This is a genomic window from Leisingera sp. M527 (assembly GCF_025141525.1).
In the GTDB taxonomy this organism is placed as follows: Bacteria; Pseudomonadota; Alphaproteobacteria; order Rhodobacterales; family Rhodobacteraceae; genus Leisingera.
Genome location: NZ_CP081037.1, coordinates 4,051,140 through 4,076,206, shown reverse-complemented (window position 1 = coordinate 4,076,206; position 25,067 = coordinate 4,051,140). Strand labels below are relative to the sequence as shown.

Annotated in this window: 21 protein-coding genes; 12 read left to right on the top strand and 9 right to left on the bottom strand. The window is 59.6% G+C overall.

Translation table 11 applies throughout. The annotated features are described in order from the left end of the window. Positions 1 to 185: 185 nt before the first annotated feature. From mutT to K3555_RS20005, 3 genes are read right to left on the bottom strand one after another with little or no spacing between them, the layout of a single operon-like run. Positions 186 to 584 (bottom strand): 8-oxo-dGTP diphosphatase MutT, encoded by a 399-nt coding sequence (gene mutT, locus K3555_RS20015; protein ID WP_260006782.1) that lies wholly within the window; start codon positions 582 to 584, stop codon positions 186 to 188. Continuing rightward, positions 581 to 1,807: a bifunctional glutamate N-acetyltransferase/amino-acid acetyltransferase ArgJ gene (gene argJ / locus K3555_RS20010; protein ID WP_260006781.1), complete on the bottom strand. Its 1,227-nt coding sequence runs from the start codon at positions 1,805 to 1,807 to the stop codon at positions 581 to 583. Before argJ ends, mutT begins: the two co-directional genes overlap by 4 nt. A gap of 2 nt (positions 1,808 to 1,809) precedes the next feature. After that, positions 1,810 to 2,661: a peptidylprolyl isomerase gene (locus K3555_RS20005; protein WP_260006780.1), complete on the bottom strand. Its 852-nt coding sequence runs from the start codon at positions 2,659 to 2,661 to the stop codon at positions 1,810 to 1,812. Positions 2,662 to 2,838: 177 nt separating this feature from the next. On the opposite strand from K3555_RS20005, the gene secA reads away from it, so the two are divergent. The 3 genes from secA to K3555_RS19990 all read left to right on the top strand — a co-directional run bounded on the left by secA (position 2,839) and on the right by K3555_RS19990 (position 8,335). Beyond that, entirely contained in the window at positions 2,839 to 5,541 is a 2,703-nt protein-coding gene (gene secA, locus K3555_RS20000; RefSeq protein ID WP_260006779.1) for a preprotein translocase subunit SecA, read from the top strand. A 313-nt stretch (positions 5,542 to 5,854) separates the two neighbouring features. Then, the gene (locus K3555_RS19995) at positions 5,855 to 6,757 is read left to right on the top strand and encodes a hypothetical protein (protein WP_260006778.1); all 903 of its coding nucleotides are present in this window, start codon (positions 5,855 to 5,857) and stop codon (positions 6,755 to 6,757) included. A 24-nt stretch (positions 6,758 to 6,781) separates the two neighbouring features. Further along, complete coding sequence (locus tag K3555_RS19990) at positions 6,782 to 8,335, top strand: phosphate ABC transporter substrate-binding/OmpA family protein (protein WP_260006777.1); 1,554 nt, start codon at positions 6,782 to 6,784, stop codon at positions 8,333 to 8,335. A 101-nt stretch (positions 8,336 to 8,436) separates the two neighbouring features. On the opposite strand, the gene radC is transcribed toward K3555_RS19990, so the two are convergent. The 3 genes from radC to dnaK form a co-directional block, all read right to left on the bottom strand. Beyond that, complete coding sequence (gene radC / locus K3555_RS19985; protein WP_260006776.1) at positions 8,437 to 9,201, bottom strand: RadC family protein; 765 nt, start codon at positions 9,199 to 9,201, stop codon at positions 8,437 to 8,439. A 252-nt stretch (positions 9,202 to 9,453) separates the two neighbouring features. After that, entirely contained in the window at positions 9,454 to 10,614 is a 1,161-nt protein-coding gene (dnaJ, locus tag K3555_RS19980; RefSeq protein ID WP_027257040.1) for a molecular chaperone DnaJ, read from the bottom strand. 78 nt (positions 10,615 to 10,692) lie between these two features. Beyond that, positions 10,693 to 12,615 carry a molecular chaperone DnaK gene (gene dnaK / locus K3555_RS19975; protein ID WP_259995967.1) on the bottom strand — a complete coding sequence of 641 codons (1,923 nt, stop codon included), beginning with the start codon at positions 12,613 to 12,615 and terminating at the stop codon, positions 10,693 to 10,695. A gap of 214 nt (positions 12,616 to 12,829) precedes the next feature. Here dnaK and K3555_RS19970 point away from each other — a divergent pair, with 214 nt between their 5' ends. Further along, positions 12,830 to 13,432 (top strand): alpha-ketoglutarate-dependent dioxygenase AlkB, encoded by a 603-nt coding sequence (locus tag K3555_RS19970; RefSeq protein ID WP_260006775.1) that lies wholly within the window; start codon positions 12,830 to 12,832, stop codon positions 13,430 to 13,432. Positions 13,433 to 13,507: 75 nt separating this feature from the next. On the opposite strand, the gene K3555_RS19965 is transcribed toward K3555_RS19970, so the two are convergent. Then, on the bottom strand, positions 13,508 to 14,329 hold the full coding sequence (locus K3555_RS19965) for an ABC transporter permease (protein ID WP_259988518.1): 822 nt from the start codon (positions 14,327 to 14,329) through the stop codon (positions 13,508 to 13,510). A gap of 112 nt (positions 14,330 to 14,441) precedes the next feature. On the opposite strand from K3555_RS19965, the gene cysQ reads away from it, so the two are divergent. The 8 genes from cysQ (at position 14,442) to K3555_RS19925 (ending at position 23,518) form a co-directional block, all read left to right on the top strand. Next, positions 14,442 to 15,239, top strand: a complete 798-nt coding sequence (cysQ, locus tag K3555_RS19960; RefSeq protein ID WP_260006774.1) for a 3'(2'),5'-bisphosphate nucleotidase CysQ — start codon at positions 14,442 to 14,444, stop codon at positions 15,237 to 15,239. Then, the gene (locus K3555_RS19955) at positions 15,239 to 16,039 is read left to right on the top strand and encodes a 3-deoxy-manno-octulosonate cytidylyltransferase (RefSeq protein WP_260006773.1); all 801 of its coding nucleotides are present in this window, start codon (positions 15,239 to 15,241) and stop codon (positions 16,037 to 16,039) included. Before cysQ ends, K3555_RS19955 begins: the two co-directional genes overlap by 1 nt. A 177-nt stretch (positions 16,040 to 16,216) precedes the next feature. Then, positions 16,217 to 17,110, top strand: a complete 894-nt coding sequence (gene galU / locus K3555_RS19950; RefSeq protein WP_259988512.1) for a UTP--glucose-1-phosphate uridylyltransferase GalU — start codon at positions 16,217 to 16,219, stop codon at positions 17,108 to 17,110. A gap of 44 nt (positions 17,111 to 17,154) precedes the next feature. After that, a complete protein-coding gene (gene galE / locus K3555_RS19945; protein WP_260006772.1) occupies positions 17,155 to 18,138 on the top strand; it encodes a UDP-glucose 4-epimerase GalE in 984 nt (327 codons plus the stop codon). A gap of 7 nt (positions 18,139 to 18,145) precedes the next feature. Beyond that, the gene (locus tag K3555_RS19940) at positions 18,146 to 19,186 is read left to right on the top strand and encodes a glycosyltransferase family 2 protein (RefSeq protein ID WP_260006771.1); all 1,041 of its coding nucleotides are present in this window, start codon (positions 18,146 to 18,148) and stop codon (positions 19,184 to 19,186) included. Positions 19,187 to 19,379: 193 nt separating this feature from the next. Beyond that, positions 19,380 to 20,366: a glycosyltransferase family 2 protein gene (locus K3555_RS19935; protein WP_259999695.1), complete on the top strand. Its 987-nt coding sequence runs from the start codon at positions 19,380 to 19,382 to the stop codon at positions 20,364 to 20,366. Then, complete coding sequence (locus K3555_RS19930) at positions 20,363 to 22,063, top strand: beta-1,6-N-acetylglucosaminyltransferase (RefSeq protein ID WP_259995976.1); 1,701 nt, start codon at positions 20,363 to 20,365, stop codon at positions 22,061 to 22,063. Before K3555_RS19935 ends, K3555_RS19930 begins: the two co-directional genes overlap by 4 nt. A gap of 6 nt (positions 22,064 to 22,069) precedes the next feature. Further along, positions 22,070 to 23,518: a sulfotransferase domain-containing protein gene (locus K3555_RS19925; RefSeq protein WP_260006770.1), complete on the top strand. Its 1,449-nt coding sequence runs from the start codon at positions 22,070 to 22,072 to the stop codon at positions 23,516 to 23,518. 217 nt (positions 23,519 to 23,735) lie between these two features. Here K3555_RS19925 and K3555_RS19920 read toward each other — a convergent pair whose 3' ends face one another. Both K3555_RS19920 and hpf read right to left on the bottom strand, forming a co-directional pair. Further along, a complete protein-coding gene (locus K3555_RS19920) occupies positions 23,736 to 24,200 on the bottom strand; it encodes a PTS sugar transporter subunit IIA (protein WP_129372596.1) in 465 nt (154 codons plus the stop codon). A gap of 56 nt (positions 24,201 to 24,256) precedes the next feature. Next, positions 24,257 to 24,817 (bottom strand): ribosome hibernation-promoting factor, HPF/YfiA family, encoded by a 561-nt coding sequence (gene hpf, locus K3555_RS19915; RefSeq protein WP_129372595.1) that lies wholly within the window; start codon positions 24,815 to 24,817, stop codon positions 24,257 to 24,259. Positions 24,818 to 25,067 lie beyond the last annotated feature (250 nt).

Sequence of the window (25,067 nt, the reverse complement as noted above, 5' to 3'; positions counted from 1 at the left end):
TCCTTAGCATGGTCTTCTCCTGCCCAATTGGAACTTCGGGTAGTCAAATTCTTCGTACCTGATGCTTATGGAGAATGATTAACAAAGGGTTCACGGGCGCCGGGCCGGGGAGCTAAAGCCCCGGTAAAACGGCAAAATTCACCATTGGGAAAGCATGAAACCGCTGCGTTGCGGCTCCATGTTCTTTACAGCCAGTCCCGCAGAATCGGGATTAGCGGGATATCGGCGGGCGGCATTGGATAGTCCCGCAAATCCTGCGGCCGCACCCATTTCAGGGTTTGCCCCTCATTGGCCTGCGGGACGCCCGCCCACTTGCGGCAGGCAAAAAGCGGCATCAGCAGGTGGAAATCCTCGTAGGAGTGGCTGGCGAAGGTCAGCGGTGCCAGGCAGGACGCCCAGGTGTCAATGCCTAGCTCCTCCTGTAACTCACGGATCAATGCTGCCTCGGGTGTTTCGCCTAGTTCGATCTTGCCGCCTGGAAACTCCCACAGGCCGGCCATGGATTTACCTTCGGGGCGCTGCGCCAGCAGCACGCGCCCATCCACGTCGATCAGCGCAACTGCGGAAACAAGGATCACCTTCATGACCGGTAATCCGCGTTGATCGAGATATACTGATGGGTCAGATCACAGGTCCAAACCGTGGCTTTGCCCGCGCCCAGTCCCAAGCCTACTTTGATGGTGATCTCTTGTTTCTTCATCTCTGCTGCGCCCAGATCTTCTTTGTAGTCCGGTGCGACCCAGCCCTTTTCGGCCACTAGCACGTTGCCAAATGAGATTGACAGCAGGTCCCGGTCGGCAGCCGCGCCGGATTTACCGATTGCCATAACCACACGGCCCCAGTTCGGGTCCTCGCCCGCAATTGCAGTTTTCACCAGCGGCGAGTTGGCGATAGCTAGGCCATGCACCTTTGCATCCGCATCCGAAGCCGCGCCTGTCACCTGGATTTCCACAAATTTGGTCGCGCCCTCGCCATCGCGCACCACCTGGTGTGACAGGTCAAGCATTACCCGCTCCAGGCCTGCCGCAAACTCCGCGTTTCCAGTCGCGTCGACGCCCGAAGCGCCGGTGGCGCACAGCATCAGGCTGTCGGAAGTCGAGGTGTCGCTGTCCACGGTGATGCAGTTGAAAGTCCGGTCACAAATCCCGGCCAGCTGTTCCTGCAGGTCAGCTTGCCCGACCTTCGCATCGGTGAAGATGTAGACCAGCATGGTTGCCATATCCGGCGCAATCATGCCTGAACCCTTGGCGATGCCGGCGATCTTGACTGTCTTGCCTCCGATCCCCACCGTGGCGCTGGCGCCTTTGGCAAAGGTGTCGGTGGTCATGATCGCCTGGGCGGCACCTTCCAGCGAGCCTTCATCCAAGGCATTGTTCAGTTCGCTGACTTTCGCGACAATCCGGTCATGCGGCAGCGGCTCGCCAATGACACCGGTGGAGGCAGTAAAAACACGCGTGGAAGGCAGGCCGGTTGCCTCCGCAACTGCAGTGGTGATCTCCGCAACCGAGCTTTGCCCGAAATGACCGGTGAAGGCATTGGAATTGCCGGAGTTCACCAGTATTGCCGCACCGGCATCAGCATTGCCTCCCAGCTTGGCTTGGCAGTCCAGAACCGGGGCAGAACGGGTCTTGGAGCGGGTGAAAACCCCAGCAACCGCAGTGCCCGGATCCATCACTGCCAGCATCACATCGGTCCGGCCCTGATACTTGACCCCGGCCGCGGCTGATGCAAAACGCACGCCCTTGATCACCGGAAGATCGGGGAAGCTGGCAGGTGCCAGCGGCGAGACAGGCATGGGGGCGGCCATGATCAGTTCCTTACCAGGCTAAGGTCTTTGAGAATTGCCGGATTCAGATCCTCAATCTCGGACCGTTCGATTTCGGCGGACGCGGTCAGTTCATTCACGCTTTCTTCCACTGCCTTTTGGCGCAATTCCTCGGCCAGTTGTGCCCGCACTTCTTCAAACTCGGGGGCTTCGGTCTTGCGGCGCTCGCGCAGCAGGATCACATGCCAGCCGAACTGGGTTTTCACGGGTCCTGAAATTTCGCCCGAATGAAGCTTCAGAACAGCATCTTCGAACTCCGGCACCATACGGCCTGTGGTGAACCAGCCCAGATCGCCGCCGCTGGGACCGGAGGGGCCGGTGGACTTTTCCTTGGCAAGCGTGGCGAAATCGGCGCCGGCGTCTAGCTCCTTTCTGACGTCCTGTGCGTCCTCTTCACTTTCGACGAGGATATGGGCGGCATGAAACTCGTCTCCGCCGTCACCGGAAGAGTATTTTCCGTCATAGGCGGCGCGCAGCGCATCCTCGCCGCTGGCCTTTTCCATGATCATATCGATCACGTTTGCGGCCAGCATGGCGCGCTCTTCGTTTTCAACGGACAACTGCACGTAGCGAGGCACTTCGCCATGCAGCTGCTGTTTCAGTGCGGTTTGCTGAACCAGCTGATCCAGGATGGCATTGTAGAGCACGTCATCAGGCAGCTGTTTGTACTGGTCGGGCAAGTTTTCGCGGGCCATGACCATATGGCCGATGGTGATTTCTTCACCATTGACCGAGGCAACAACCGTGTTGGCATGAGGCGCAGCAGCTGCGGTCAGCGGCAGCGCAGCACAGGCTGCCACCGCCACGCCACGCAGAAAAGTGAGACCTTTACGCATTGAAACCTTCCTATTCCTAGGCCGCATAGGGGCCTGCCGTTGACACTCTATACCCTGCCGCTTACATCGCCTTGAGGCCATTGGCAGGACCGTCTTTCCACCATTGTTTATGGGTTGCGGACACGGCGGGCAAGCCTGCCCGATGCAAAGGCCGGACATAGGATCGCTGGAGAAGACATGCTGGGTTTCGGAACACTCGCCAAAAAGGTTTTCGGCACGCCGAATGACCGTAAAATCAAGGCGACACGGCCGCTGATTGCACAGATCAACGCGCTGGAGGATATGTTCGCGAAGCTTAGCGATGACGGGCTGAAGGACAAGACTGAGGAGCTGCGCAAGCGCGCGTTGGGCGGTGAAAGCCTGGATGCGCTGCTGCCCGAAGCTTTTGCCAACGTGCGTGAAGCGGCCAAACGGGCGCTGGGTCTGCGGGCTTTTGATACCCAGCTGATGGGCGGTATTTTCCTGCATCAGGGTAACATTTCCGAGATGAAGACCGGCGAGGGCAAAACCCTGGTGGCGACCTTTCCGGCTTATCTGAATGCGCTGACCGGCAAGGGCGTGCATGTGGTAACGGTGAACGAATACCTGGCCACGCGGGATAGTGAATGGATGGGCAAGGTGTTTGCCCAGCTGGGCATGACCACCGGCGTGATCTGGTCAGGGCAAGCCGACGCCGAGAAGATGGCCGCCTATGACAGCGACGTCACCTATACCACCAACAACGAACTGGGTTTCGACTATCTGCGTGACAACATGAAACCGTCTCTGGACCAAGTGTTCCAGAAGCAGCACAATTTTGCCATCGTCGATGAGGTTGACTCGATCCTGATCGACGAGGCCCGTACCCCGCTGATCATCTCCGGCCCGGCCGAGGACAGGTCCGAACTCTATTCGACTATCGACAAAGTGATCCCGCTATTGTCGGAAGAACACTATGAGATCGACGAGAAAACCCGTGGTGTGACTTTTACTGAGGACGGCAATGAATACTTGGAGCAGACGCTGCGTGAGCACGGTCTGCTGGAAGAGGATGCCTCGCTCTACGATCCGGAAAGCACCACTGTTGTCCACCACGTGAACCAGGCCCTGCGTGCGCACAAGCTGTTCCAGCGGGACAAGGATTATATCGTCCGCAATGGCGAAGTTGTTCTGATCGATGAATTCACTGGCCGTATGATGCCGGGCCGCCGCCTGTCCGAAGGATTGCACCAGGCCATTGAGGCCAAGGAAGAGGTCAACATCGAGCCGGAGAATACCACCCTGGCCTCGGTGACCTTCCAAAATTACTTCCGGCTTTATGACAAGCTCTCGGGCATGACCGGCACCGCGATGACCGAGGCTGATGAGTTCGCCGAGATCTACAGCCTGGGTGTGGTTGAAGTGCCGACCAACCGCCCGATTGCGCGGGTGGATGAGGACGATCAGGTTTACCGCACTGCCCGTGAAAAATATGAGGCGATGATCAAGGAAGCCAAGGTCGCGCACGCAAAGGGCCAGCCGGTCCTGCTGGGCACGACCTCGATCGAGAAATCCGAACTGCTGAGCCAGATGCTGCAGCAGGACAGCATCCCGCACAACGTTCTGAACGCCCGCCACCACGAGCAGGAAGCGCAGATCGTTGCCGATGCCGGCCGTTATGGCGCGGTGACCATTGCCACCAACATGGCCGGCCGCGGCACCGATATTCAGCTCGGCGGCAACGTCGAGATGAAAGTGCTGGAAGTGCTGGAGCAAAATCCGGAGGCTGATCCCGCAGAACTGCGTGCCGCCGAAGAAGCCAAACACGCCGAGGAAAAGCAGAAGGTGCTGGACGCAGGCGGGTTGTTTGTGATGGCTTCCGAACGCCACGAAAGCCGCCGCATCGACAACCAGCTGCGCGGCCGTTCGGGCCGTCAGGGCGATCCGGGCCGGACCCGGTTCTATCTCAGCCTTGAAGACGACCTGATGCGCATTTTCGGCTCGGAGCGGCTGGACAAACTGCTGTCATCGCTGGGCATGAAGGAAGGCGAGGCGATCATTCACCCTTGGGTGAATAAATCGCTGGAACGCGCGCAGGCCAAGGTCGAAGGCCGCAACTTCGACATGCGCAAAAACGTTCTGAAGTTCGACGATGTGATGAACGATCAGCGCAAGGTGATCTTCAATCAGCGCCGCGAAATTATGGCCGCCGAGGATCTGTCCGAGATTGTCGATGATATGCGCCACGAGGTGATCGACGATCTGCTCGACACCCACATGCCGCCCAAGACCTACGCCGATCAGTGGGACACAGCAGGCCTGCAGGAGCAGGTCCGCGAGATGCTGAGCATTGACGCGCCGGTGGCGGAGTGGGCCGCCGAGGAAGGCGTCGATGACGAGCAGATCCGGGAACGTCTGGTCCAGGCTTCTGATGAGATGATGGCGGAAAAAGCCGCGGCCTTTGGTCCGGAAAACATGCGCAACATCGAAAAGCAGGTTCTGCTGCAGACCATAGACAAGAATTGGCGCGAGCATCTGCTGACGCTGGAGCATCTGCGCTCGGTGGTGGGTTTCCGCGGCTATGCGCAGCGTGATCCGCTCAATGAATACAAGAACGAAAGCTTTCAGTTGTTTGAAAGCATGCTCGATTCCTTGCGTGAAGAAGTGTCCCAGCAGCTTGGCCGCGTGCGTCCAATGACTGAGGATGAGCAGCAGCAGATGCTGAAGGAAATGGCTGCCCGCCAGGCTGCAATGCAGCAAATGGCAGTCCCGCAGCCGACTGCTGTCGAAGCGTTGGCAGAAGCCCCGGCACCGGGTTTCGTGGAGGAGGATCCGGCGACCTGGGGCAACCCCTCACGCAATGACAAATGTCCTTGCGGGTCGGGTAAGAAGTTCAAGCACTGCCACGGCAGCCTTACCTGATATCCGGAAGAAGCACGCAGGATCCAGTTTTCTAACCTTGCGTCCGGCGGTGCGTGGATGATCTCCCGCCCGTCGCCGGTCTTTTGGCAAAGACTGCTTCCGTTGGGCGTGGCGCTGCGCAGTGCGCAGCGCGCTTGGCCGCCAAGGGCCTTTGGAGCTGCCAAGGCTACGGGGCTATGATCGGATTTGTTTCCGGACACGCAACAAAGATGGCGTGATTGCCGTATTTGCCGGAATCTCTCCTGCTGGGGGCCACAAACTGGCCGGCATTTGCAGACATGCTTCCTTAACCAAACTGGTTCTGGAGGATCCAATGCTAAGCAAACAGGTGATGCTGACAAGCGCGATGACGCTGGCTTGTGCCTTGGGCATCGGATTCTACATGCAGGCGTCTGGCCCGGGCTTGGTGATCGGCATGGCCGGCCGGACTGCGGCGGCTGATCCCGAATTGCCAGGGGAACCCGAAGCTGCTCAGCTGCAGATCGAAAAGATCACCCTGACGTCAGCGCCGCCTGCTGCAATTGCGTTGAAAGCGGGCAGCGAGCCAGCAGAACCCGATTACAGAGCGTCCTGCCAGTTGACGGCCAAGGCTGAAGCTGCCCCGATGGCGATGGTTAATCTCTTTGTTGAGGCATCCTGCAGGCCAAACGAACGCTTAACTGTGCATCACAGCGGCATGACCTTTACGGCTGCGCTGGACCACTCAGGCCGGTTCAGCACATTGGTGCCGGCTTTGACCCGAACATCGGTCTTCATTGCAGAGACTTCAGGCGGCAGCGGAGCTGTCGCCGTCGCGGAGGTAGACGGCCTTGAAACTGTTGAGCGGATTGTTCTTCAATGGACCGGTAACAGCGGCTTCGAAATCCATGCCCGCGAATTCGGCGCCGCTTATGGCAGCGCCGGCCATGTCTGGCACGGCGCGGCCGGGGCTGGGCAGGTCGTGCGATTGGGTGATGACAGCCAATTGGCACCGCGTATTGCCGAGGTTTACAGCCTGCCAAGTGACACAAGCGAGTCCGGTACCGTGTCCCTGACTGCTGAGGCCGAAGTGACGGGCGGCAATTGCGGCAGGGATGTTTCCGCCCAGGCGCTGCAATTGCGCGGTGGACAGCTCACAAGCCGGGATTTGGTGATGGCAATGCCGGATTGCGATGCAACAGGCAGCTTTCTGGTGTTGAATAATCTGGTAGAAGACTTGAAAATCGCATCCAACTGATTTGCGGTAACTTCAGGTATCCATATGACCTTCTTTCGTGCGGCCATTTGCGCCGCACTTTTTCTGGCAGTCTTTGCGCGCGGTCTTGCTGCTCAGGACGTCACCCTGTCTTCCCCGGATGGCGCAGTTGAAATCACTGGCACGCTGCTGGGATTCGACGGCGAGTTTTATCGGGTACAGACGCAGTTCGGCGAACTCACCGTCGATGGTTCAGGCGTTGCGTGCGATGGGCCAGGCTGCCCCAGTCTGTCCGGATTTGTTTCGGAGATCACTTTGGCTGGTTCTTCAGCCATGTCAGAAGTTCTGATGCCTGCGCTGATTGAAGGCTTTGCTCTGCGTAATGGCTATCAGACTCACTTGGAGGCATTGCCCGACGGGAATTTCAGCCATGTCCTGCTGCGCGGGCAAAAGCCGGCCGCACGCTTCACTTTCCTGGCCAGCAATACCGATGGCGGGTTTGCGGCTCTTATCGCGGATGAAGCGGATGTGACGATGGCACTGCGGGAGATCCGTACGCTTGAACAAAAGGCCGCCCGCGCCGCAGGACTGGGTGATCTGACCGGACCGGGCCGTAGCCGTGTTCTCGCGTTGGACGCCTTTGTGCCGGTGGTGGCGCCCAGCAATCCGGTGCGCGAGATTTCCTTGCCGCAGCTTGCTGGGATATTTTCCGGTCAGATCACTAACTGGCAAACGATTGGCGGTCCTGATGCCCCGATTTCGCTGCATATGCCGGTTTCCGGTTCCGGCCTCGCCCAGGCGGTGGAGGATCGGCTGATGGTGCCTTTTGGGGCTGGGTTCACAACGCGAATCCGCCGCCATGACCGCAGCAGTACACTTGCCCGCCGGGTTCTCGTCGATCCCTTTGCCATAGGTATCGCCAGCTTTGCCGAGAAAGGCGCGGCGCGGATGCTGACGTTGACGGGTCCTTGCGGGTTCTCTTTGCAGGCCAGCCGCCGGGCAGTAAAGACTGAAGACTACCCGCTGACGGTTCCCATGTTCCTTTACCTGCCGGCCCGCCGCCTGCCCAAAATTGCGCGGGATTTCCTGGCTTATGTGCGGGGGCCCGCGGCGCAGGCAGTTATTCGCCGGGCAGGATTTGTCGATCAGGCGCCGGAACGGATCCCGGTCAGCCGCCAGGGCCGCCGCCTGGCAAATGCGATTCTGGCTTCAAAGGAAAAATCCGGACTGGAGGAACTTCAGCGGCTGGTGACCCTGCTGGACGACATGCGGCGGTTGACCATCTCGTTCCGGTTCGAACCTGGGTCGGCGCGCCCTGATGCGCAGTCCCGCAGCAACGTCGAGCAGCTGGCCCGCGCGCTGGAGGCAGGAGAGTTCGACGGAAAAGAAATTGTTTTTGCTGGATTTTCCGATGGGGTCGGGCCATCTGAAGGAAATCGGCGGATTGCTTTGAAGCGGGCAGGTGCGGTTCGGGATGCGGTGATCAAAGCAGCAGAGACGGCAGATGCAACCCGGGTGCAGATCAGCACACATGGCTTCGGCGAGGCCCTGCCGATGGCCTGTGACGACAGCGAATGGGGGCGGCAAATCAACCGCCGGGTTGAGGTCTGGGTGCGCTAAGTGCCGGGGCGGCGGGCGGGCTCCCGTGCATTTGACACGGCATCAGAGATGCCCTGTAAATCCTTGGGCCGGGCACCGCGCTGGCGCGCGCTGCGGCAGCGCTAGAGAAGCCCGCGGGCGCGGAAGCTGAGTTCGGTGGATTTTCCGATAATCAAGTGGTCGTGCAGGGTGATGCCAAGGGCGGTCAGGGCGGCCTGAACCTGATCTGTCATGCTGAGGTCGCTGTCCGAAGGCGTGGGGTCGCCGGATGGGTGGTTATGAACTAAAATCAAAGCACTAGCGTTGATCTCGAGAGCCCGCTTGGCGACTTCCCGGGGGTAAACCGGGACATGGTCGACGGTGCCTCGCGCCTGTTCTTCGTCGGCGATCAGCACGTTCTTGCGATCCAGGAACAGGATACGGAATTGTTCGGTTTCGCGGTGCGCCATAGTGGTATGGCAGTAGTCCAGTAACGCGTCCCAACTGGAAATCACCTGCCGCTGCATCACGCGGGCGCGGGCCATGCGGTGGGCTGCGGCCTCCAGTACCTTAAGGTCTGTGATCACCGCATCGCCGATGCCCCTGACCTGGGCCAGCCGTTCCGGAGCGGCCGTTACAACGCGGTTGAAATCCCCAAAAGTGTCAAGCAGTTGCCGGGCCAAAGGTTTGACGTCGCGGCGCGGAATGGAGCGGAACAGGACCAGTTCCAGCAGCTCGTAATCCGGCATCGCCGAGGCGCCGCCAGCCATGAAACGGTCGCGCAGGCGGGAGCGGTGGTCCTTGATGTAGGAGGGCAGGCGGCCTTGGGGCAGGGGGGCCGCAGGGGTTTCGTCGCTGCCGGGGAACAGCGGCAGGGAGACGTCCTGGAATGAGGGGTCCTGTGCCATGGCGCCATGGTGCCGTCATCATGGTTGAGGAAGTGTTAAGGGGCGCCGCAGAGGAGCGGCAACTGGGGGGTGAAAGGCGTGCACCCCCTGTACACCCCCGCGGTGCGGCATGGGGAGAGGGCTGCAGAGCGAGGATAAAAGAAAAGCGCCCCCGGGCAGGGGCGCTTTCTTCTGTGACGTTTGCGGGAATGAGCCGGAGGTCTGCCCGTTCGAAAGCGAAACGCCCCCCCGGAGCGTTTCCAGGGAGCTTGCTCACCCCTTCATGCCATCCCAAAAGCTCTTCACCGAAGAGAAGAAGCTGCGGGATTCGGGGTTGGTGTTGTCCTCGGACATTTCCTCGAACTCGCGCAGAAGCTCTTTCTGGCGGGCAGTGAGGTTGACCGGGGTTTCCACCGCCAGTTCGATGAACATGTCGCCGGTGGCACCGCCGCGCAGGGCTGGCATACCCTTGCTGCGCAGACGCATCTGGCGGCCGGACTGGCTGCCTTCGGGGATCTGGACCCGGCCGCGGCCACCGTCGATGGTCGGCACCTCGATGGAGCCGCCAAGGGCTGCCTTGGCCATGCTGACTGGCACCCGGCAGTACAGGTTGTTGCCGTCGCGTTCGAACAGGGCGTGCGGAGCAACCTCGACAAAGATGTAGAGATCACCGGGAGGGCCGCCGCGCAGGCCTGCTTCGCCTTCGCCTGCCAGACGGATGCGTGTGCCTGTTTCAACGCCTGCCGGGATGTTCACCGACAATGAGCGGTCTTTTTCTACCCGTCCGTGGCCATGGCAGGATTTGCACGGGTTCTTGATGATCTGGCCGAGGCCCGAGCAGGTCGGGCAGGTGCGCTCAACGGTGAAGAAACCCTGCTGTGCGCGGACCTTACCCATGCCGGAGCAGGTCGGGCAGGTTGTGGGTTCCACGCCGCCTTCGGCGCCTGTTCCCTCGCAGGAGGTACAGGAGACCGAAGTCGGAACCTTGATGGTCTTGTGCAAGCCGCCAAAAGCGTCCTCGAGCGAGACACGCAGGTTATAACGCAGGTCAGCACCGCGGGAAGCCCGCTGCCGTCCGCCGCCGCCACCGCGCTGGCCGCCCATGAAATCGCCGAACAGATCGTCAAAGACGTCGGAGAAGGCGGAGGAGAAATCACCGCCGCCAAAGCCCTGGCCCTGGCCGCCACGCTGGCCACCGCCCATGCCGTTTTCAAATGCCGCATGGCCAAAGCGGTCATAGGCGGCTTTTTTTTCGGCGTCCTTCAGGACGTCATAAGCCTCGTTGGCTTCCTTGAACTGCGATTCGGCGTCCGGATTGTCGGAATTCCGGTCGGGGTGCAGTTCTTTGGCCTTCTTGCGAAAGCCCTTTTTGATTTCGTCTGCGGTGGCGCCCTTGGCCACGCCCAGAACGTCGTAATAGTCGCGTTTTGACATCGGATAACCCCATCTGCCTCAACGAAAATGGGCCGGTCCGGGGTCCGGACCGGCCCGCTATGGCCTGCGTATCAGGCGTTAGCGCTTGTCGTTGTCCAGGTCTTCGAATTCCGCGTCAACGATGTCGTCATCCGCAGGGCTTGCGGCCTCATCCGCGGCGGCCGGCTCTTCTTCGCTGTCCGCTTCGGCCTGAGCCTTGTAGATTGCTTCACCCAGCTTCATGGCGGACTCGGTGACGTTCTGGATGCCCGCTTTGATTTTCTCGGCAGTCGATTTCTCGTTCTCCAGATCATCCTTCAGCGCGGCGATGGCCAATTCGATCACCTCGACGGTCGACGGATCGACCTTATCAGTGTGCTCTTCCACGGCTTTTTCGGTCGAGTGGATCAGGCTTTCGGCCTGGTTCCGGGCTTCGATCAGCTCGCGGCGTTCCTTATCGGCTTCGGCGTTCTCCTCAGCGTCCTTAACCATCTTTTCGATGTCGTCGTCCGAGAGGCCGCCCGATGCCTGGATGGTGATCTGCTGTTCCTTGCCGGTCGCCTTGTCCTTGGCGCCGACCGACACGATGCCGTTGGCGTCGATGTCAAAGGTCACTTCGATCTGCGGCAGGCCGCGGGGCGCCGGCGGGATTTCCTCGAGGTTGAACTGGCCGAGCATCTTGTTGTCGGCGGCCATTTCACGCTCACCCTGGAAGCAGCGGATGGTCACGGCGTTCTGGTTGTCTTCCGCGGTCGAGAACACCTGGGACTTCTTGGTCGGGATGGTGGTGTTACGGTCGATCAGACGGGTGAAGACACCGCCCAGGGTTTCAATACCCAGAGACAGGGGGGTCACGTCGAGCAGCACCACGTCTTTGACGTCGCCCTGCAGAACGCCGGCCTGGATGGCCGCACCCATAGCAACCACTTCGTCCGGGTTCACGCCCTTGTGCGGTTCCTTGCCGAAGAACTTGGTGACTTCTTCAATGACGCGCGGCATGCGGGTCATACCGCCGACCAGAACAACCTCGTCAATGTCGCCAGCCGACAGGCCTGCGTCTTTGAGGGCTGCCTTGCAAGGATCCATCGAGCGTTTGATCAGGTCGCTGACCAGGCTTTCCAGCTTGGCGCGGGTCAGTTTCATCACCATGTGTAGCGGCTGGCCCGAAGACGGGTCCATCGAGATGAACGGCTGGTTGATCTCGGTCTGCGAGGTGGAGGACAGCTCGATCTTGGCTTTCTCTGCGGCTTCTTTCAGACGCTGCAGGGCCATCTTGTCCTTGGACAGATCGACACCGTTTTCCTTTTTGAACTGGTCCGCCAGATAATTGACGATACGCATGTCAAAGTCTTCGCCGCCCAGGAATGTGTCGCCGTTGGTCGACTTCACTTCGAACAGGCCGTCGTCGATTTCCAGGATGGTCACATCAAAGGTGCCGCCGCCAAGGTCATAAACCGCGATGGTTTGGGTTTCTTCCTTGTCGAGGCCATAAGCCAGCGCAGCCGCGGTCGGCTCGTTGATGATGCGCAGAACTTCGAGGCCCGCAATCTTACCGGCGTCTTTGGTGGCCTGACGCTGTGCGTCGTTGAAGTAGGCCGGAACGGTGATCACCGCCTGGGTGACTTCCTCGCCCAGGTAGGATTCCGCGGTCTCTTTCATCTTACCCAGGGTGAAGGCAGAGATTTGCGACGGGGAGTATTTCTCACCTTTGGCTTCGACCCATGCGTCACCGTTGCCGCCGTTGACGATGGAAAACGGCACCATCTTTTTGTCTTTGGCGACTGCGGCGTCGTCGAACCGGCGGCCGATCAGGCGCTTGACGCCAAACACGGTGTTGTCGGGGTTGGTGACGGCCTGGCGTTTAGCCGGCTGGCCGACCAGGCGCTCATTGTCGGTAAAGGCAACAATCGACGGGGTTGTGCGTGCACCCTCGGCGTTTTCAATCACGCGGGGCTGAGAGCCATCCATGATGGCCACGCAGGAGTTGGTGGTGCCTAGGTCAATGCCGATAACTTTGCTCATTTGCGATCCCTTTTTACTACTCAAGGCGATTACCCGAGGCCTGAACCCGTTGCGGCATCCTGGCCCCGATGGAAGTTGCGGTTTGGTCTGCACCTTGCCGCGTCCCGGCGTATATAGGGAGCAGAAAACGCCCCTGCAAGCGCTCAGACACGCGTTGATGCGTGAATCAATGCGCTTTTTTGCAAGGGTCATGGTTAAGGATGGATGAACGGCAATGACCTTGCTGCGTGTGCGCGGATTTGATGTCTACAAAGGGTTTCTTGAACCGGCCCGGCAAGCAGCGTTAATAGACGCGTTGCGGCCGGTGCTGAAAGCGGCGCCGCTGTTCTCACCCAAGGTGCCGGGGGGCGGGCAGATGTCGGTACGGATGACATCGGCGGGGCAATTCGGCTGGTATTCTGACGCCTCCGGCTACCGCTATGCAGAGCAGCACCCCTCAGGGCGGAACTGGCCGGATATCCCGCAGGCAGTTTTGGAGATCTGGCGGCAATTGACCAGGCTGGAGCGGGCACCGGAATGCTGCTTGCTGAATTACTACGGAGAGGGAGCGCGGATGGGGCTGCATCAGGACAAGGATGAGGCGGATTTCTCTTATCCCGTGGTATCCATCAGCCTGGGCGATGACGCGCTGTTCCGGATCGGCAACCGCAGCCGTGGCGGCAAGACGGAATCGATTTGGCTCAACTCAGGCGATGCGGTGGTGATGGGCGGTGATGCGCGGCTGACATATCACGGGGTGGACCGGATCCGGTTCAAGTCTTCGCGGCTGCTGCCCAAGGGCGGCCGGATCAATCTGACGCTCAGAATGGTTGCGTGACGCCGGCAGGGCGCAAAAGTTTTAAGAAAAACTTTTGCCAAGACTTTTTGAAAAGTCTTGGTCCGGGTTCTGCGGCTAGCGCCGTGCGCTCCAACTGATGGAAACCTGACGGCGGGTGTAGAACTCGCCCATCAGGCCGATCACGATCAGCACCAGCGCGACCCATGCAGCATACTGCCAGGAACTGAAATGCGGGTTGTAGTTGATAAAGACAAAGCCGCGGGCCTGGTCGATGCAGTGGAACAGAGGGTTCCAGTCGAACATGGCAAGCATGAAACTGGGCAGCGTGTTGGCCAGGAACATCTTGCCCGACGCGATCATATTAGCGCGCTGGTAGATCATCGTCAGAATACTCACCAGCCCGGGTGCCCAGGGTTTCAGCACCAGAAACACCAGCCCGACAGATGCGCCGGTGGTCCAGGCCAGCAAAATCATGCCAAAGGCGGGTATCGGCTCTTCGATATGCACCGGCGTGAATGCGACGTGATAGACAAACAGGATGATGAACAGTGACAGCACTTGGATGTACAGCGCGCCGATTGCGGCAGACAGAATGGCCACCATCGTGTTCATCGGCGCATGCTGCATCATCGGGCTGCTGGGTCCCTCAGCACCGGCAACGGCACCGACGGTTTTGGTGTGGACCATGAACAGAAACACACCGGACATTACATAGAGCAGGAAGTCGCCGCGAATGGCTGATCCGCGCAGGCCGAGCAACGCGAACATGGCAAAAAACGCCCCGACGAAGAGGACGGCTTGCAAGATGTTCAGCGCCAGGGCTGCAAAGGCATTGTTGTGTTTGGAACGGACGCTGCGCACGACCGAATGGAATACCACCTCGCCAAGCGTGAGGAACCCGGACAACGAGGATTGCTGCGTGCGCTGCTGAAACATGTGTCCTGTATTCTCTGCTCGATTTTGATGCGGCTGCTTGCCGTTCCTCTATCTGCGCATCATAAGGGGCAAGAGGCAAATTTTCAATTAAACCCGTGTTAGGGAGATCTGCGTGACGTATGAAGACCTAGTGCCCGTGATCCGCCGACTGGCAATTGAAGCCGGTGCAAAGATCATGGAGATCTATAATTCTGACGATTTCGACGTGAAGGTGAAATCTGACGATAGCCCGGTAACAGCTGCGGATGAGGCTGCTGATGCGCTGATCTCGGCCGGGCTGCGGGCGTCCTTCCCGGATATGATGCTGGTCACCGAAGAGCAGTCTGACTCGCACAAAGAGCGCGGCGATACCTTTCTGATCGTCGACCCGCTGGACGGCACCAAGGAATTCATTCACCGCCGCGGCGATTTTACTGTGAACATTGCACTGGTGGAAAAAGGCGTGCCGACCCGCGGCGTGGTCTATGCACCGGCCAAAGAACGGATGTTCTTTACCCTGGCGGATGGCAGCGCGGTTGAAGAAACCGGCGCGTTCGATCCGGAAACTATCGGTGCAACAACGCCGATCCGGGTCGCCGGCAGCGATAACGCTGCGCTGATGGTGGTGGCGTCGAAATCGCACCGCGACCAGGCAACCGACGATTATATCGGCAAGTACAATGTGAAGGACAGCAAAAGCGCCGGCTCTTCGCTGAAGTTCTGCCTGGTGGCCACTGGTGAGGCGGATCTGTATCCGCGTGTCGGCCGCACTATGGAGTGGGACACAGCTGCCGGTCACGCGGTGCTTGCCGGCGCTGGGGGCAAAGTGGTGCGTTTTGACGATCACTCCCCGCTTGTTTACGGCAAGGAAGGTTATGCGAACCCGTTTTTCATTGCCTATGCGCCGGCTGTGGAGCTGAAGAAAGCCTGATGTCCGTCCTGATCGTCATCCCCGCCCGATACGCCTCGACCCGCTATCCCGGCAAGCCGCTGGTGCCGCTGACCGGTGCCACCGGTGAGGTCCGCACGCTGGTGGAACGCTCCTGGCGGGCGGCCTGTTCGGTGCAAGGCGTGGACCGGGTGGTGGTGGCGACTGATGATGATCGCATCAGGCAGGCAGCCGAAGCCTTTGGTGCCGAAGTGGTGATGACTTCGGAGACCTGCGGCAATGGCACTGAACGCTGCGCCGAGGCGCATGCAGCGCTGGGCGGCGGTTATGAGATTGTGGTGAACCTGCAGGGCGACGCTCCGCTGACGCCGCACTGGTTTGTCGAAGATCTGGTGGCGGGGCTGCGTGCAGCGCCCGGCATGGGGCTGGCGACACCGGTGCTGCGCTGCAATGGCGAGACGCTGAACAGTCTTCTGGCCGATCGCAAGGCCGGCCGGGTTGGCGGCACCACCGCAGTATTTGCCGAAGACCGCAGTGCGCTCTATTTCACTAAGGAAGTGGTCCCGTACTGCGCGCAGACCTTTGGTGATGGCGAAAATACGCCGGTCTTTCACCATGTCGGCGTCTATGCCTACCGCCCGGACGCCTTGGCGGCGTATTCTGGCTGGACGGCGGGGCCGCTGGAGAAACTGGAAGGGCTGGAACAGCTGCGCTTCCTGGAGAACGGCCGCAAAGTTCTGTGTGTCGAAGTCGAAGCCCGAGGGCGCGAGTTTTGGGAGCTGAATAACCCGGAAGATGTGCCGCGGCTGGAGACGATGATGAAGAAGATGGGTCACGAGTAGGCGAAGAATGGTAAAAAGTACTGACACAGGCAGAAGCACACTGATGGGATGCAGCCCGGGACCGCTGGCAGCTGCATCGCGAATTGTTGGGGACAGCCAGGTCTAGCGGAGCTTTACCTCTCCCCGCTTGCGGGGAGGGCGGTATCCGGCCTGGAATTTTAGTATTGAGAGAGCGCCATGCGTAAAAAGGTAACTAAAGCTATTTTTCCCGTTGCGGGCATGGGAACGCGGTTCCTTCCAGCAACCAAATCCGTTCCGAAAGAAATCATGACATTGGTCGACCGGCCACTGGTGCAATACGCCATCGACGAGGCGCGCGCTGCCGGGATCAAGGAATTCATCTTTGTCACGTCGCGCGGCAAAGGTGCGCTCGAAGATTATTTTGACCATTCACCGGTTCTGGAGCAGGAACTGCGTAAAAAGGGTAAGCAGGATCTGCTGGATTTGCTGCAAGACACCAATATGGAATCCGGTGCCATCGCCTATATCCGCCAGCACAAGGCGCTGGGCCTGGGCCATGCGGTCTGGTGTGCCCGCCGGCTGATCGCCAATGAACCCTTTGCGGTGATCCTGCCGGATGATGTGATTGCGGCAGAAAAACCCTGCCTGCAGCAGATGGTCGAAGCCTACGAGGAAACCGGCGGCAACATGGTGGCTGCGATGGAGGTTCCGCCTGAAAAGACGTCCTCTTACGGTGTGCTGGACGTGAAGGACGACATGGGCCAGGTGGTTGCGGCCAATGGGATGGTAGAAAAGCCAAGTGCAGGCGAGGCGCCTTCGAACCTGGCTGTGATCGGCCGTTATATCCTGTCGCCTTCTGTATTGAAGAACCTCAACAAGATGAAGTCGGGTGCGGGCGGCGAGATCCAGCTGACCGACGCCATTGCCGAGGACATAGCGCAGGACGTGCCGGTTTACGGCTACCGGTTCCGCGGCCAGCGGTTTGATTGCGGTTCCAAGGCCGGCTTTTTGCAGGCCACTGTCGCTTTTGCGCTGGCACGTGAAGAGTTGCGGGATGATCTGATGAACTACATCTCCGAAATCGCGCAGGTTGGCAAAGCCGCGCAATAACCACTCTGGCCGCCCCCGGGGCGGCCCTGCATGGGGCAGAGACAGTGACACATATCCTGGTGACCGGCGGTGCCGGCTATATTGGTTCGCATGCCTGCAAGGCGCTGAAAGCGGCGGGCTACACCCCTGTAACCTACGACAACCTGGTGACCGGCTGGCAGAACGCGGTGAAGTTTGGCCCGTTTGAGCAGGGCGACTTGAATGACCGGGCGCGGCTGGATGAGGTCTTTGCCAAGTACAATCCTGCTGCTGTGATGCATTTTGCGGCGCTCAGCCAGGTTGGCGAAGCGATGAGCGAGCCGGGCCGCTACTGGGCCAACAACACAGGCGGGTCGCTGAATCTGATCGAGGCTGCGGTGGCGGCAGGTTGCATGGATTTCGTGTTCTCCTCGACCTGCGCCACATATGGCGAGCACGACAATGTTGTGCTGGACGAGAACACGCCGCAGCTGCCGCTGAATGCCTATGGCGCCTCCAAGCGCGCGGTGGAGGATATCCTCAAAGATTTTGGGGCTGCGAACGGGTTGCGGTCGGTTATTTTCCGCTATTTCAATGTGGCGGGTGCTGATCCAGAGGCAGAGGTGGGCGAGTTTCACCGCCCTGAAACCCATCTGGTGCCTCTGGTGCTGGATGCTGTTGCAGGCAAGCGCGATGCGCTGACCATCTTTGGCACCGATTACGATACCCCGGATGGCACCTGCATCCGCGACTATGTGCATGTCTGCGATCTGGTGGACGCGCATGTGCTGGGGCTGAAGTGGCTGGAAGCAGGTAAGGGAAGCCAGGTGTTCAACCTTGGCACCGGTTCTGGCTTTTCTGTGCGCGAAGTGATGGACAAGGCCGAGGCGGTGACCGGTCATAAGGTACCGTGCAACACAGGTGAGCGCCGGGCGGGAGACTGCACCAAGCTGGTGTCGGGCTCGACCCGGGCGGTCACCGATCTGGGGTGGGAGCCGCGCCGCTCAACCCTGGAGGTGATGATCGCCGATGCCTGGGAGTGGCATAAGACAGGCCACTACGAGGCCTGATCATAACATGACGCGCTCCGCTGCTGCTGACATGCCGCCCCTGGGCCTCGCTGGGGCCTACCGGATGCGGTGGAAACGGCGGCGGATGCTGTGGCGGGCATTGCGCGCCCGGCGCCAGATGCGCAAAATGGCTGACCGTACAGACCAGATCCCCGCAAACGGGGTTCTGGTCTTAATCGTTTTACGTAACGAGATCAGCCGTCTGCCTTACTTCCTGGAGTCTTACCGGCGGCTGGGTGCCGCGCATTTCCTGGTTGTCGACAATGGCAGCGATGACGGCAGCGCCGAACTGCTGGCGGCGCAGCCGGATGTCTCTGTGTGGCAGACAGCTGCCAGTTACCGGGAAGCGCGCTTTGGCCTGGACTGGCTGGGCTGGCTGCTGATCCGCTACGGCCATGGCCGCTGGTGCCTGACAGTCGATGCGGATGAGCTGTTGGTCTATTCCGGTATGGAAGAACACGGGCTGGACGACCTGACGCAAAACCTGGAACAGCAAGGGCGCCAGGGTTTTGGCGCACTGATGCTTGATCTCTACCCCAAGGGACCGCTGGGCGGGCAAAGCTATGTGCCCGGCCAGAACCCTTGTGACGTGTTGCAATGGTTTGATGCGGGGCCGTACCGGGCCGTTCGGCAGCAGCCGATGGGCAACCTTTGGGTTCAGGGCGGCGCCCGCGAGAGAGTGTTTTTTCAAGAGCAGCCGGAACGGTCTCCGACGCTGAACAAGCTGCCTCTGATCCGCTGGAACCGCCGCTATGCCTATATGAACTCAACCCATTCGCTGCTGCCGCCGCTGATGAACGTGCTCTATGACGGGCCAGGAGGGGCGGAACCCTCAGGAATACTGCTGCACACCAAGTTCCTGCCCGAGATTGTTTCCAAGTCGGCAACAGAAAAGCAGCGTCAGCAGCACTTTCACACTCCGCTGCAGTTTGACGGCTACTACGATGGGATCTCGGGAACTCCGGATTTGTGGCATTCTGGATCGGTTCGGTACCAAGATCCGGAACAGCTGGCAGCGCTTGGGTTGATGACACCGATCAACTGGTGAAGTACCGAACAGCCACAGAACTGTTGCAGCCAGGCCGTGCGGATGCGTAACTGTTTCTAAATTCGTTGTTAATACAATGCTCCCGTGACATATTGCGCGGAAACTTGAGGCAGGTCCTGTTAGGCCTGAACGGGTGAGTGCGCTCCCTGGATATTGGTTTGGAGTGAACGTGGGGCTTTGGGATTCTTACCGGATGCGGTTGCGGCGCAAGCGGCGTCTGGTCCGTGCGGTGCGCAAATCCAGTGAGCTGACCGTTGTGCAGGACAACACCAAAGCTATCCGGCCAGGGGATATCCTGCTGGTCTGTACCATGCGCAACGAGCAGATCCGGCTGCCCTATTTCTTGCAGTATTACCGCGGCATGGGGATCAACCATTTCCTGTTTGTCGACAATGGTTCCACCGACGGCAGCGCCGACTATCTGCGCGGCACGGACGATGTTTCGCTGTGGCACACTACGGCGAGCTACAAGCGTTCAGGTTTCGGCATCGACTGGATGAACGGCCTGAAACGCAAGTATGCGCATGGGCATTGGGTTCTGGTGGTCGATCCGGATGAGTTTTTTATCTACCCGTTTTGTGACACCCGGCCGATCCGCGCATTGACTGACTGGCTGGACAATTCCGCGATCCGCAGTTTTTCGGCTATGCTGATTGATGTCTATCCCAAGGGCAGGATTGGCGAGGTGCCGTATCAGACGGGGCAGAATCCTTTGGAGATTGCCCATTGGTTTGACAGCGGCAACTATACAATCAGCCGCAACCCGGAATACGGCAATTTGTGGATTCAGGGCGGGCCGCGGTCGCGGGTGTTCTTTGCAGATCAGCCCCAACGGGCGCCGGCGCTGAACAAGATACCGCTCGTCAAATGGCACCGCCGCTATGCCTATGCCAGTTCTACCCACGCGCTGCTGCCGCGCGGATTGAACCAGGTCTATGAGGCTGATGGCGGTGAGAAGGCAAGCGGGGCGCTGCTGCATACCAAGTTCCTCGATACCTTTACCGTAAAGGCGCAGGAGGAGCTGGTCCGCGGGCAGCATTATGCCAGCTCCACAGAGTATAAGGCTTATGCAGGCAAACTGGCGGAGCAGCCGGAGCTGTGGTGCAAATGGAGTGAAAAATACATCAACTGGCGCCAGCTTGAAATTTTGGGGATGATGTCCAAAGGAAACTGGGCATGAGCGCGGTTGGGGTCGTCATGCTTGTGCATACCGCGCTGGATCGGGCAGCACAGGTGGTGCGGCACTGGACCGCCAGCGGTTGCCCGGTGGTGCTGCATGTGGACCGCAACGTCGGGCATCAGGCGTTCACCCGCTTCAAAGACGTGCTGGCGGATGATCCGCTGGTCCGGTTTTCCGCCCGCCACCGGTGCGAATGGGGCACTTGGGGGATTGTTGCGGCGTCGCAATCGGCGTCCGAGGTGATGCTGGCGGAGTTTCCGTTAGTGCGCCATGTCTATCTGGCCTCCGGGTCGTGCCTGCCGCTCCGGCCGGTGCAGGAGCTGATCGATTACCTGGCAGCCCGCCCGCGCACGGATTTCATCGAAAGCGCCACCACTGCGGATGTGCCATGGATTGTCGGCGGGCTCAGCCACGAGCGGTTCACTTTGCGGTTCCCGTTTTCCTGGAAGAAACACCGCTATCTGTTCGACCGCTACGTGGATTTGCAGCGCAAGTTGCGCATCAGGCGCCGGGTTCCCCCCGGGCTAGTGCCGCATATGGGGAGCCAGTGGTGGTGCCTGACCCGGCAAACCCTGTCGGCGATCCTGGAGGATCCTGAACGTCCGGTTTATGATACCTATTTCCGCAAGGTCTGGATTCCGGATGAGAGCTATTTCCAGACTTTGGTGCGGCAGTATTCCAGCAATATCGAAAGCCGCTCGCTGACGCTGTCGAAATTCGATTTCCAGGGTAAGCCGCATATCTTCTACGATGATCATTTGCAGCTTCTGCGCCGGTCAGACTGCTTTGTTGCCCGCAAGATCTGGCCACATGCAGAACGTCTGTATCAGGCGTTTCTGACCGACTCTGCCGGCGCGATGAAGCGGACCGAGCCGAACCCGGGCAAAATCGACCGGATTTTTGCCAAGGCGGTAGAGCGGCGCACCCGCGGCAGACCCGGTTTGTACATGCAAAGCCGGTTTCCCGGCCAAGGCTCGGAGAATGGCATCACTTCCAGCCCCTATTCAGTGTTTCAGGGCTTTACCGAACTGTTCGACGATTTTGAAACCTGGCTGGCTCGAACCACCGGGGCGCGTGTTCATGGGCACATATTTGCACCGGATGGGGCGGCGTTCTCCGAAGGGCAGAGACTGGTCAATGGCTGCCTCAACGGCCATGCCAGGATCCGTGACTACAATCCCGAAAGCTTTCTCACCAGCCTGATTTGGAACACCCGCGGCGAACGGCAGTGCTTTCAGTTCGGGCCAGGGGACAATCAGGCAGTGAACTGGCTGCTGGCACGGGATGCAAATGTGCAGATTTCTGTCATCAGCGGTGCCTGGGCAGTGCCGCTGTTCAAATCCAACCGCAACTTCACAGAACTCCGGCAGGAAGCGGCAAAGCTGCAGCAGACCGAGGCTGAGCAATTGCAGATCCTGCGCTCGCAATGGACCAAGGCAAGGGTCCGGATCTGGAGCATGGCAGAGTTCGTAGAGGCGCCAATGGAGCCATTGCAGACGATCATTGACGAAATCGGTCCTCTTGCGGCGCGTCATCTGAGCGAGGCTCCCAAAATGACGGACCTTGAGGGCTTTGGGCAGTTTTTGCAGAACCTGAAGAACCAGGGCATGCATCCCTATTTGATGGGGGATTTCCCGGTTGAGCAAAGCCCTGTCAGCCTCTCCAAGCCGCAACGCAAACCCTATCTGGTACGATAAATTCTGATGTCTGATTCCTCATTCGACTATTTTGTTGTCTTTGCTGAAATGCGGACGGGCTCCAATTTTCTGGAGACCAATCTGAATGCTTTTGACGGGCTTGCCTGCCACGGCGAAGCCTTCAATCCGCATTTCATCGGCTATCCGAACAAGAGCGATATTCTGGGGGTGACTCAGGCTATGCGGGAAGCGGATCCAGCCCGGCTGATCCAGCGGATCAAGGCAGATCCAAAGGCGCTGGGCGGCTGCCGCTACTTCCATGATCATGATCCGCGGGTGCTGGACCTGATGCTGGAGGATCCGCGCTGTGCCAAGATCATCCTAACCCGCAACCCGCTGGATAGCTATGTATCCTGGAAAATTGCCAAGGCCACCGGGCAGTGGAAACTGACCGATGTAAAGCGCCGCAAGGAAGCCAAAGCGCAGTTTGATGCAGCGGAATTTTCCGCCCATGTAGGGGCGTTGCAAGATTTCCAGGTCACGTTGCTGAACCGGCTGCAGGGGCTGGGCCAGACGGCGTTCTACGTAGCCTATGAGGATCTGCAAAGCGTTGAGGTGATGAACGGGCTGGCACGCTGGCTGGGCGTTTCGCAACAGCTTGAGGCGCTGGATGAGAGCCTCAAGCGGCAGAACCCGGCGCCGGTTCTGGCTAAGGTGGCAAACCCTGACGCAATGCAAGAGGCACTGTCGGGCATGGACCGCTTCAACTTGACCCGCACCCCGAATTTCGAGCCGCGCCGCGGTCCGGCGGTGCCTGGGTATGTGGCGGGGGTGGTGACGCCGCTGTTATACTTGCCGCTTAAGGGCGGGCCGGAGAGGGAAGTTGTTCAATGGATGGCCGGGCTGGATCATGTGGCGCCAGACGGGTTGATCCAGGGCATGAACCAGAAACAGCTGCGCCAGTGGAAACGCGGCAATAAGGGGTTCCGCAGCTTTACCGTTCTGCGCCACCCTGCGGCGCGGGCCCATGCGGTGTTCTGCCACCGGATCCTGAATGCCGGCGAGGGCAGCTACCGGGCCATCCGCAATACCCTGCGGCGGCAGTTCGGGCTGGTTTTGCCGGAGGAAGGGCCGGACGACGGCTATACCCGTGCGCAGCACCGGGACGCTTTTGCCGGTTTTCTGAATTTTGTCCGGTCCAATCTGTCAGGGCAGACGTCGATCCGGGCGGATGCGGAATGGGTCAGCCAAAGCCAGGTACTGGCCGGGTTTGCTGAACTTGGACCTCCGGATTTGCTGATCCGCGAGGCGGAGATGAGTGAGGATCTGCCTGCACTGGCTCGCAGGCAGGGCCGGATGGAGCCGGGAACGGTGCCGGCCGCTGCGCCGCAGGTGCCGTTTGCATTGGATGATATCTACGACGCGGATCTGGAGGCGCTGATTGCCTCTGTTTACCAGCGCGACTATCTGGCGTTTGGCTTTGGTCCGTGGCGTCAGGCTGATCCGGCAGCATGAATGCAGGCGCAGTGTTACCGTGCCCGCCGGAGATTTGGCTGAGGTAAACCTCTGGGGCGGTCGTGGGCCTGGGCTAACGGGAAGAGTTCCGCCGGATGGCGGCTGATGACGGACGAGAGAGCTTGCGGGAAAGAAGCGGCAGAATAGCAATTCCTGGCCGCAAGAAAACGCGCAGAAAAACCGGGAAAATCAGGTGCGGGCAGACGCAGCCCGGAGATCAGGCCGCTTGGACGGACTGATCTTCTGTCAGGATGGTATAAAGCGTTGCCGGGTCGTGGTTGGCGCGCAGTTTGGTGCAGAAGCTTTGTTCGCGCAGGGTGCGTGACACCAGCGCCAGCGCTTTCAAATGCTCGACGCCGGCATCTTCCGGAGCAAACAGGGCAAAGGCAATATCCACTGGCTGGCGGTCCACCGCTCCGAAGTCCAGCGGCTTCTCCAGGATCAGGAAGATGCCGCGGACCTCGCTGACCGTGTCCAGCCTGGCATGCGGCAGGGCGACGCCATGGCCAACCCCAGTGGGGCCCAGGCTTTCGCGGTCCAGCAAAGCCTCGACCGTTGCCTGGGCGTCCAGCCCGTATGCAAATTGAGCAATGTCTGCAATTTCCTGAAACAAGCGCTTCTTGCTTGAGGCCGCACCGATCACCCGGACGGCCTCTGGCTTGAGGATGCTGGAAATCTGCATGTGTCTGCTCCGTTCCGGCGCCCCGTTGTCGAGGGGCGCCGATGCCTTAGATGTGATTACGGATCGATCCAGCCTATATTGCCGTCTTCGCGGCGGTAGACCACATTCAACCCGTCTTTGCCTTCTTTGCGGAAGACCAGAACCGGTGCGCCTGCAATTTCCATCTGCATCACCGCTTCCCCGACAGACAGGGACGGTATGCGAGTCTCCATTTCGGCGACGATGATCGGTTGCAGCGAGTCCGGCTCGGTTGTTTCCGCTTCCTCAGAGGCGAGGATATACGAATTGGCGCCCAAATGTTCAACCGGTTCGCTGCGATCCTTGTGGTGGTCTTTTAAGCGGCGCTTGTAACGGCGCAGCTGTTTTTCCATCTTTTCGCAGCAAGAGTCGAATGCGGCGTAGATTTCGGTTTCGTGCGCCTTGGCCTGAGCGCTCAGCCCGGTCGACAGATGGACGGTGGCTTCACACACATATTCATGCGCCGAACGGGAAAAGACCACTGTCGCGTCGGTCGGCCGTTCTGCATATTTCTGAACGGCCGAACCCAGCTCGTTCTGCACATGGGTTTGCAGAGCTTCGCCGATGTCGATCTGTTTACCGCTTATTTTGTAACGCATGTGATCTCCTTTACGAATTATTGCGGCCCAAACCCGTCGCCAAGGCAATCCTTGGCGCTGTCACGTCAGGTCTGGAACCGGGGGGCAGGCCAGGCATCCGGTTGCATCCGTCCGGGCCTTGTCGCCAAGGCTGCTAAGCGGATTGCATCGGTCTGCGCGTATGCCATGGGTCAATTCGACGGCAAGACAGCGGGAGAGTCAATGGATAACCCGGAAAAAGAAACACAGGTTTCGGGCATATTTTCGGTTG